Below are 8,070 nucleotides of genomic sequence, written 5' to 3'. Positions count from 1 at the left end.
GGGCAATACTGCTCATGGCAATGTGAAACGTCGCGTCGAAACCAACGCGCGTCCGGCGGCGATGCCGGTCCGAGTTTCCCCCTTTCGGTTGTCCCGTTCGACCGAAAGAATCATCCTGCCCACTCTCGATCAGTTGGCGAGGGTCCAATGCAAAGGACAAGCTGACGGTTGGCGTCCTGCCAAATTTCGATAGCGTTTCCTGCGAAGCGGACGGTGCACTGATACCCGAAGGGTCAAAGTCTAAGATTCATATTAACAACTCTGAGGCGCAATGGAGCCCGTTCATTCGTCAAAGTTTCTTTTGAGATTCAGGCCCTGCCATGATGGCAAATTCGCCTGCGGATATTCTGGTTGAACTGGAACAGGCGGTCGCTACGTGTCCGCCGGACCGCTGTGCTCGCATCCTCTCCGGTATTGTGCAGTTGCTCACCGGTAGCCGCGACCGGCCCCAGGAATTGCTCGCCGGTGTGGTTGACGGCGTTCTCCTGCGATTGACGGAACGCGTCGAGACCAGCGCGCTGATTCAACTCGGTGCAGCGCTTGCCGAGCTCACGGTGGCCCCGCCTGAGACATTGCAACGCCTTGCCTCACACGACGACCCGGACGTGGCCTGTCCTGTCCTCCTCAAATCGCAGGCAATCTCCGCCACCGGTCTCGCGACCATCGCGGCCTCGTGCGGCGAGCGGCACCAACGCGCGATCGCCGCTCGCAACTCGATCGAGCCGGAAGTGACCGAGGCGCTGATCAAACGCGGTGGCCCGATCTGCCTTGCGCTGATCAAGAACTCGGGAACCCAATTCTCCGAGGCAGCTTACGCCGCGCTGGTCGCCAGGGCAGATCCGGACGGCGAGATTGCAAAGGCGCTGGTGCTGCGGCCCGGCACGCCCGACCCGGTCGTACGGAAGCTGCTCTCCGTCTCGCCGGGCCCGAAGGCGCCGGCCAAGATCCCGGCCGAGACCTTGGCCAAGACCTTGGCCAAGACCAATGCATCCGCCATTCCACCTGCACAACAAGCAGCACCGGTTCCGCCCAAGCTGCCCTGCCCGGCCGACTATGCGAGCGCAAGGCCGGAAATCGTCGCGCTCAACCGCGTCGGCAAGCTCAACGATTCCACCGTGAACCGCTTCACGATCCGCGGCGAGACGGCCAATCTGTTCACGGCGCTGTCGGTGCTCTCAGGCGCTCCGATCGAGATCGTGGAGCACGTCATGACCGATGACGATTGCGAAGGCCTCGTCATGGCCTGCCGGGCCGCGCGGCTGAACTGGGCAACCACGCTCGCGATCCTGAGCAACCGCAGCGGCACACGGCTCTCCTTCGTCGAACGCGAACGGGCGCAGCAGATTTTCGAAACGCTTCTCTTGTCGACAAGCCAATGGACAGTGCGCTGGGGGGAAATTGCAGCGAGTGCCAACCCAGGCGATGCGGGAAATCGCGGCACAAAAATGGGGGTTAACCGATGAGGTTCGACGGTCGAAAGGCGCTTCGCGTACGGATGGATCACAAGCAGGCTGTCAATCTGATGGGCTCCGACGGCACCTGGCGACGCAGTTGCGTCCTGCTCGACGTGTCGCAAAGTGGCGCCAAGATCGAGGTCGAAGGGACGCTCGACGTGCTCCAGGCCAAGGAATTCTTCATGCTGCTGTCATCGACGGGTCTTGCCTACCGGCGATGCGAACTGGTGTGGATCGACGGCACCATGGCCGGCGTGCACTTCATCACCGCAGAAAGCAAAAAGAAGCCGGCAAGCGCAAAAGCGGCTGCTGCGCCAAACTCCACTCCGAGCAAATAAGCTCCAGAATTCATCAAGCTCATTCAATTTCTCCGTAGTTGCGGCCCGCCGTGCAGAATGCCCGAACCATATCCAGCCCCGCCAAAGGCGACGGTGGCATCCGAAACACGGAAGCGGCTCGCCCGTTTGTGCATGTGCTGGCCGATTCTTCCGACAAATTGGCGGGCATCTGCTCGGCCCTCGAACAGCAGTTTACCGTCGCCGGCGAACGCCTCGATGCGGAAGCCAAGCTGTCACAAGTGCCATTCGCGGTCGTCGTTCGCGCGGAGCTGCGTGACGTCGGCAACATCGCGGCCATCAAGAAGCGCGCCGGCAAGCTGGCGAAAGCCACGAAGCGCATCTTCCTCGTCGAGCACTCGTCTCACGTCGGCATCTCGCAGGCCTACGCACTCGGCGCCACCCTCGTTCTTCCCGGTGCGATCAACAAGAGCAGACTGCTGGCAGCGCTCGCTGACCCGGCCGAGCTGACCTCTGCTGCCTCAAGTGACGCACCGCAACCGGACAACGCCGTCGAAACCGCGGCGACCGCCATCGCTTCGATGTTCACGGCCGTCACCCTCGGCGAGCCCCTCGACGTCGACGGCGCCAGGGAAGCGGGCAGCAAGATCGCCGACCGCATCACCGAGCACGGCCTGTCCGAATGGCTCACCACCGTGCGGCGGCACCATGAGGGAACCTACCAGCATTGCCTGCTCGTGACCGGCGTGGCGATCGACTTCGGATTGAGCCTCGGCGTCCGACGGACCGACCTCGAGCGGCTGTATTCGGCAGCCATGTTCCACGACATCGGCAAGGCCCGGATCCCGCTTGCGATCCTCGACAAGCCCGGCCGCCTCGATGCCGACGAACGCGCCATGATCGAGACGCATCCGGCAGCAGGCTACGAGTTTCTGAAGGATCACGAGAACATCTCGGCCGAGATTCTCGATGCCGTGCGGCATCACCACGAATTTCTCGACGGCAGCGGCTATCCAGACGCGCTGTGCGGCGAGAGCATCAACGACATCGTCCGGATTCTCACGATCGCGGACATCTTCGCAGCGCTCATCGAGCACCGCCACTACAAACCGACGATGCCGCGCACCGAGGCCTACAACATTCTGTGCGGGATGACCGGAAAACTGGAGAAGGCGCTGGTGGTCTCGTTCAAGCAGGTCGCGCTGACGCGGTAGCCGAAAACCGGCCGGCGTCCACCCGCGAAACTTGCAGCCCGCCGCTAGTGCGCGGCTCGGTACTTCGCACGGCCCGGAATGGACCGGCAGGCCAGCCCTTCCGCAAGCAACTTCATGTCCTCGCGTCTACCGCTTCGGATCAGCCGACTGAACTCTTCGGAAGTGAAGGGAAGACTTGGGTCATCATCAACCGGGCGCCGCACTCGCGGGCCAAACAACCGTCGAACCAGGCTAGCCAGCCGCCGCATGTTAATTCCCTCGCGCCAGCAACAAACCTTTCATCTCGCATATTGTTCCTCCCGCGCGATCGAGATTGCAAGGGCCGGCAGAGAGTCCGCACTAAAAATTTCCAGAGGGGAATAATCTCCTCCGTCGTACGCGATGCATCTTGTCAATCGGCAAATCCGACGAAGCGCACGAAGTCGCCGTTCGCCTCGCGATCGGACCGGACGGCATTGGCGGCAAAGGTCTCGTCGGGATAGCCCATCGCGACACAGGTCATGATGATCTCGTCCTCCGGAATTTTGGCAACCTCGCGCACGATGTCGGACCTCATGATGCCCTGCCCGTTGATCACGCTGCCGAGCCCGCGATCCCAGGCCGCGAGCACGATGCCGTAGCAGAGCGCGCCAAGGTCGAAATGACAGACCGCGCCGGGGTCGAGCACGCGGTCATAGCTGAGCACCAGCGAGACCGGCGCGTCGAACTGGCGGAAGCCGCGCAACACCCAGTCCTGCCGCATCGGCTTGTCGTCGCGCGCGATCCCCATCGCGCCGAACAGTTTCTTGGCGACGTCGACCTGCCGGGTGCGGTGAATGCCCTGATATTCGCCATGGCTGACGATGTCGCGCTTGACCTTGGCGCCGGCGATCATCTCCTCCATGTTGCGGCGGCGCACCTCCTCGAGCGGGTTGCCCGTGAGCACGTGGACATGCCAGGGCTGGGTGTTCATCGAGGACGGCGCGCGCTTGGCGCTTTCGATGATCGCCTCAATCACCGTGCGCGGCACCGGCTCGTTCTTGAAACCACGCACGCTGCGGCGCGACTGAACCAGCGTTTCGAATTCCACCCCAAGACCTCCCTGCYCGTTGGTTTGCCGCCATTACAATGCAACGCGCTACAATTGCAACACGTCGCCGGTTGCCGATGCGGCGTGCGAAAACTATGCTAACGGCCAAGCAAGACGAAGAACCCCGTGAGGACCCATCATGGCCGCACCGCTCGATCCCGTCATCGCCCAGATCATTCCACTGCTGCCGCTGCGCGATCCCACCACGATGACGCCACAGAGCGCGCGCGATGCCTTGCGCGCACTGGCTGCCTCGCGTGCGGAGGTGCCGCCGCCGCCCGTCGACACGGTGCAGGATATCAAGGTGAAAGGCGGCGCCGGCCCGCTCGATGCACGTGTCTATCGCGTCGGCACCATTCCTGCGCCAACCGTGGTCTTCTTCCATGGCGGCGGCTGGGTCGCGGGCGATCTCGAGACCCATGACCGGCAGGCGCGCAACCTCGCGATAGAGACTGGCGCCGTCGTCGTCTCCATCGACTATCGGCGGCCGCCGGAGACGCGCTTTCCCGGCGCCTTCGAGGACGCCTTCGCTGCCGCAAGCGACATCTTCAACCGCGTCGCGGAATTTGGCGACGATGCAAAGCGTCTCGGCGTCGCCGGTGACAGCGCCGGCGGCAATCTCGCGGCGGCCACGGCGATTGCCTGCCGCGATGCCGGCATCAGGCTTGCCGCACAGCTTCTCGTCTATCCCGTGACCGACGTCGTCGGCAGCTATGCCGACACCCGCGAGAATGCACGCTTTGCGTCGCGCGCAGAGAATGCCGACGGCTACTTTCTGTCCCGCGCCGTGATGGAATGGTTTGCCGGCCATTACCTCGCCGATCCCGCTCGCGCCACCGACTGGCGCGTTTCGCCGCTGCGCGCCACCTCGCTCGCCGGCGTCGCGCCCGCGATCGTGGCGACCGCCTGGTTCGATCCGCTGCGCGACGAAGGTGCCGCCTATGCGCGGGCGCTGGAAACCGCAGGCGTGCGGGTGAAGCACCATGAGGGCGCCGGCCTGATCCACGGCTATTTCGGCCTCGGCGAGGCCTCCGAGGTCGCGCGGGCCGAGGCACAGCGGGCGCGAGCCGATTTCAAGGCGCTGCTCGCGCGCGGGGCATAGCGATGCGACGAGGTCCGTAGCCCGGATGGAGCGCGGCGTAATCCGGGTTTCATGCCACACGAGCGGTCGAGCGATGCGGTTGGTCTGGCCCCGGATTGCGCGGAGCCTGTCATCGGGCGGCGCTTCGCGCCGACCCGTTGGCTCCATCCGGGCTACAGGGCTTACGTCTTGGCCCGCTGCGCCGCCGTGTGCCCCCAGGTCTCGTCCCAATCCTGGCCGCCGGCATCGACGACTCGGCCATCGGCCTCGAAGAACTTGTTCGGGACCTGGAACATCGCGAGAATCAGCGCGCCGTCCGGACACCAGGCGGCATGGCGGCTGCCCGCCTCGCGCCAGATGAACTCGCCGGCCTTGCAAGCCATGCCCTTGGCCGGGCCGTCCTTGTCGACCAGCGCGCCTTCCAGCACATAGCTCTGCTCGACGCCGACATGCTCGTGGTCGGGCAGCACGGCGCCAGGTGCGAATCGCATCAACGCCGTCATCAATCCGGTGCTGCGATCGAACAGCAGCGTCTTGGCCTCGCAGCCCGGAAAGCGTGTCGTCTGCCATTCCATGGTCACGGGCTGAACCAAGTGGGAATGCTGATCGGTGGTCTCCGGCACGTCCAGGGTCACGGCGTCCATTTGCGATGCTCCGTTTCCAGCTTGGCCGGCCCGACGCTAGCAGGATTGCCCAGCCCGGTCTGCGCGCAGTGCAGCAAGAGCGCGCGTCCGCGCGGCGGGCGAAGTATCGAAAAGTCTCCGGCGACGCGACCGCGAGTCCTCATCCTGCTTGATTGCGCCATGATTTCAGGCTCCAATTCGCCGACCATTTCGGTTAAGGGAGACACTCATCATGAAACGGATTTTCCTGGCGGCCATCGTCGCCACCTTTGCAGTCGGCTCGGCCTTTGCGGACGACACCTGCGCAAGCAAGGCCGTCGGCAAGGACGGCAAGCCGCTCGCCGGCGCCGCCAAGACCTCGTTCATGAAGAAGTGCAAGGAAGACGCCTGCACGCCGAAGGCGGTCGGCTCCGACGGCAAGCCGCTCGCCGGTGCGGCCAAGAACAGCTTCATGAAGAAGTGCGAGGTCAGCGCGTAAGGCGCTGCAAATTCGCGGCTTCTTTAGCTGACAATCAGCAAACAAACTCCGTCATGGCCGGGCTTGTCCCGGCCGTCCGCGTTCTGCGCACTCGAAGCCAAGATCGTGGATGCCCGGGACCTCCAGCGCGAAGACGCGCTTCGCGCTTCTGCCCGGGCATGACGACAAGGCCGCCTCCCCGCGCGCACTACGCGTCATCTGAAAAACATCACCACCCTAGACAGAAGCCGTCGGCTGACGGATCATGCAGTGCTGAGCGAAATGGGGTGCGTTGACGAGGCTTTTTTGGAAGGGGATGTCGAGATGTGGCAGTTTCGAGTGCGTCATCACATAATGGCGACAATGAGCTTGCTCTTTGCGCTGCTCATAGGTCTTGAAGTCGCGAATGCAAAGGGCCCCGGTCTGCCCAATGTCATGGTTCTGGCRACCGGAGGCACGATCGCGGGCTCCGGGGCGAGCAGCACCACCGTGGTCGGCTACACCGCTGCCACCGTGGGCATCGAGACCCTCCTGAACGCCGTCCCCGAACTGAAAACCGTCGCAAACGTCAAGGGCGAGCAGGTTTTCCAGATCGCCAGCGAGAACATGAACAATGACTACTGGCTCAAGCTCGCCAAGCGCGTCAACGCGCTCCTCGCGCAGGACGACGTCGATGGGATCGTGATCACGCACGGGACCGATACGATCGAGGAAACCAGCTATTTCCTGAACCTGGTCGTCAAGAGCAAAAAACCCGTCGTCATCGTCGGCGCGATGCGGCCTTCGACGGCGATCAGCGCGGACGGGCCGATCAACCTCTTCAACGCGGTGATCCTCGCTGGCAGCGACGAGGCGGTCGGCAAGGGCGTGCTCGTTGCTCTCAACGATCAGATCAACGCGGCGCGCGATGTGACCAAGAACAACACCTCGACGGCGGACACCTTCCGCACGCCGGAGCTCGGCTTTCTCGGCTACATGCAGGGAAACAAGCCGTATTTCTATCGTCAATCGACGCGCCGGCACACGGCGGACTCCGAATTTGACGTCTCCAGCCTCGATACCCTGCCGCAAGTCGATATCGTCTACGGCTACGCCAACATGAACCGGGTCGCGATCGACGCTTTTGTCGCCGCCGGGGCCAAGGGGATCGTGCATGCCGGCGTGGGTGACGGCAGTCTTGCCCGGCCGGCGGTCGAGCCGGCTCTCGACGACGCCCACAAGAAGGGGGTCGTGATCGTTCGGAGCAGCCGTGTCGGCAACGGCATCGTCGCGCGCAATGGCGAAGCCAAGGACGACGAACACGACTTCGTCGTCTCGGATACGCTCAACCCTCAAAAGGCGCGTATCTTGCTGATGCTGGCGCTGACCAAGACGACCGACACGAAGGAGATCCAGCGGATGTTCTACACTTATTAGATTGGCGGACGCACGGTCGCTCCACGAACTCGTCATGCCCGGGCAGAAGCGCGAAGGGCGTCTTCGCGCCAGATGTCCCGGGCACCCACGTTCTTGTTTCCGTGTAGCAAAGGTCGTGGATGGCCGGGACAAGCCCGGCCATGACGGCGAGACGGTGGTTAATCCCGCTTGAAGCGGTAATCGAACGCGGCGCCGAGCGGCTTGATCAGGCCTACCGTCGGCGCCGGAAAATGGATCGGCAGGATCAGCGTGTCGGTGTCGGCGACGGCGGCGAAGAACTTTCGCCGCGACACCGCCGACTGCTGCGGATTCCAATCCGGCTTCGCCGACCAGTCCGGCTCGCGGCACTGGATCTGGTGATGCATAAGATCGCCGGCGACCACCGCGCGTTGGCCTTTCGAAAAGATGTTCACGCAGCAATGGCAGGGCGAATGCCCCGGCGTCGGCGTCAGCGTGACGG

The 8,070-nt window shown here is 63.7% G+C and carries 8 protein-coding genes and 1 pseudogene; 6 read left to right on the top strand and 3 right to left on the bottom strand.

The window, feature by feature from the left end:
• Window positions 1-320 precede the first annotated feature (320 nt).
• Genes ACXJL8_RS27065 through ACXJL8_RS27055 form a run of 3 tightly spaced genes read left to right on the top strand, consistent with a single transcriptional unit; the run spans window position 321 to window position 2,964 of the window.
• Window positions 321-1,463, top strand: coding sequence for a DUF2336 domain-containing protein (locus ACXJL8_RS27065; RefSeq protein WP_456622836.1), 1,143 nt, complete (start codon window positions 321-323; stop codon window positions 1,461-1,463).
• A complete protein-coding gene (locus ACXJL8_RS27060) occupies window positions 1,460-1,792 on the top strand; it encodes a PilZ domain-containing protein (protein ID WP_456622835.1) in 333 nt (110 codons plus the stop codon). The genes ACXJL8_RS27065 and ACXJL8_RS27060 overlap by 4 nt, the downstream gene beginning before the upstream one ends.
• A 50-nt stretch (window positions 1,793-1,842) precedes the next feature.
• The gene (locus ACXJL8_RS27055) at window positions 1,843-2,964 is read left to right on the top strand and encodes an HD-GYP domain-containing protein (RefSeq protein WP_456685898.1); all 1,122 of its coding nucleotides are present in this window, start codon (window positions 1,843-1,845) and stop codon (window positions 2,962-2,964) included.
• 391 nt (window positions 2,965-3,355) lie between these two features.
• On the opposite strand, the gene ACXJL8_RS27050 is transcribed toward ACXJL8_RS27055, so the two are convergent.
• A complete protein-coding gene (locus ACXJL8_RS27050) occupies window positions 3,356-4,033 on the bottom strand; it encodes a nitroreductase (protein ID WP_456622833.1) in 678 nt (225 codons plus the stop codon).
• 139 nt (window positions 4,034-4,172) lie between these two features.
• Here ACXJL8_RS27050 and ACXJL8_RS27045 point away from each other — a divergent pair, with 139 nt between their 5' ends.
• Window positions 4,173-5,135 (top strand): alpha/beta hydrolase, encoded by a 963-nt coding sequence (locus tag ACXJL8_RS27045; RefSeq protein WP_456685897.1) that lies wholly within the window; start codon window positions 4,173-4,175, stop codon window positions 5,133-5,135.
• A gap of 161 nt (window positions 5,136-5,296) precedes the next feature.
• On the opposite strand, the gene ACXJL8_RS27040 is transcribed toward ACXJL8_RS27045, so the two are convergent.
• Entirely contained in the window at window positions 5,297-5,758 is a 462-nt protein-coding gene (locus tag ACXJL8_RS27040; RefSeq protein WP_456622831.1) for a cupin domain-containing protein, read from the bottom strand.
• A gap of 211 nt (window positions 5,759-5,969) precedes the next feature.
• Here ACXJL8_RS27040 and ACXJL8_RS27035 point away from each other — a divergent pair, with 211 nt between their 5' ends.
• Window positions 5,970-6,215: a hypothetical protein gene (locus ACXJL8_RS27035; protein ID WP_456622830.1), complete on the top strand. Its 246-nt coding sequence runs from the start codon at window positions 5,970-5,972 to the stop codon at window positions 6,213-6,215.
• 249 nt (window positions 6,216-6,464) lie between these two features.
• Window positions 6,465-7,610 (top strand): type II asparaginase, encoded by a 1,146-nt coding sequence (locus ACXJL8_RS27030; protein WP_456622829.1) that lies wholly within the window; start codon window positions 6,465-6,467, stop codon window positions 7,608-7,610.
• Window positions 7,611-7,768: 158 nt separating this feature from the next.
• On the opposite strand, the pseudogene ACXJL8_RS27025 reads toward ACXJL8_RS27030, so the two are convergent.
• Window positions 7,769-8,070: pseudogene (locus ACXJL8_RS27025) on the bottom strand (MBL fold metallo-hydrolase); the annotation flags it as partial.

The sequence above is a fragment of the Bradyrhizobium sp. P5_C11_2 genome (assembly GCF_054049755.1).
This window is presented reverse-complemented; position numbering and strand designations above follow the sequence as displayed.

What these genes read in the sequence shown, in the direction of transcription:
- ACXJL8_RS27065 (WP_456622836.1), top strand. Translation starts at nt 321, where the DNA reads ATGATGGCAAATTCGCCTGCGGATATTCTGGTTGAACTGGAACAGGCG.
- ACXJL8_RS27060 (WP_456622835.1), top strand. Translation starts at nt 1,460, where the DNA reads ATGAGGTTCGACGGTCGAAAGGCGCTTCGCGTACGGATGGATCACAAG.
- ACXJL8_RS27045 (WP_456685897.1), top strand. Translation starts at nt 4,173, where the DNA reads ATGGCCGCACCGCTCGATCCCGTCATCGCCCAGATCATTCCACTGCTG.
- ACXJL8_RS27040 (WP_456622831.1), bottom strand. Translation starts at nt 5,758, where the DNA reads ATGGACGCCGTGACCCTGGACGTGCCGGAGACCACCGATCAGCATTCC.
- ACXJL8_RS27035 (WP_456622830.1), top strand. Translation starts at nt 5,970, where the DNA reads ATGAAACGGATTTTCCTGGCGGCCATCGTCGCCACCTTTGCAGTCGGC.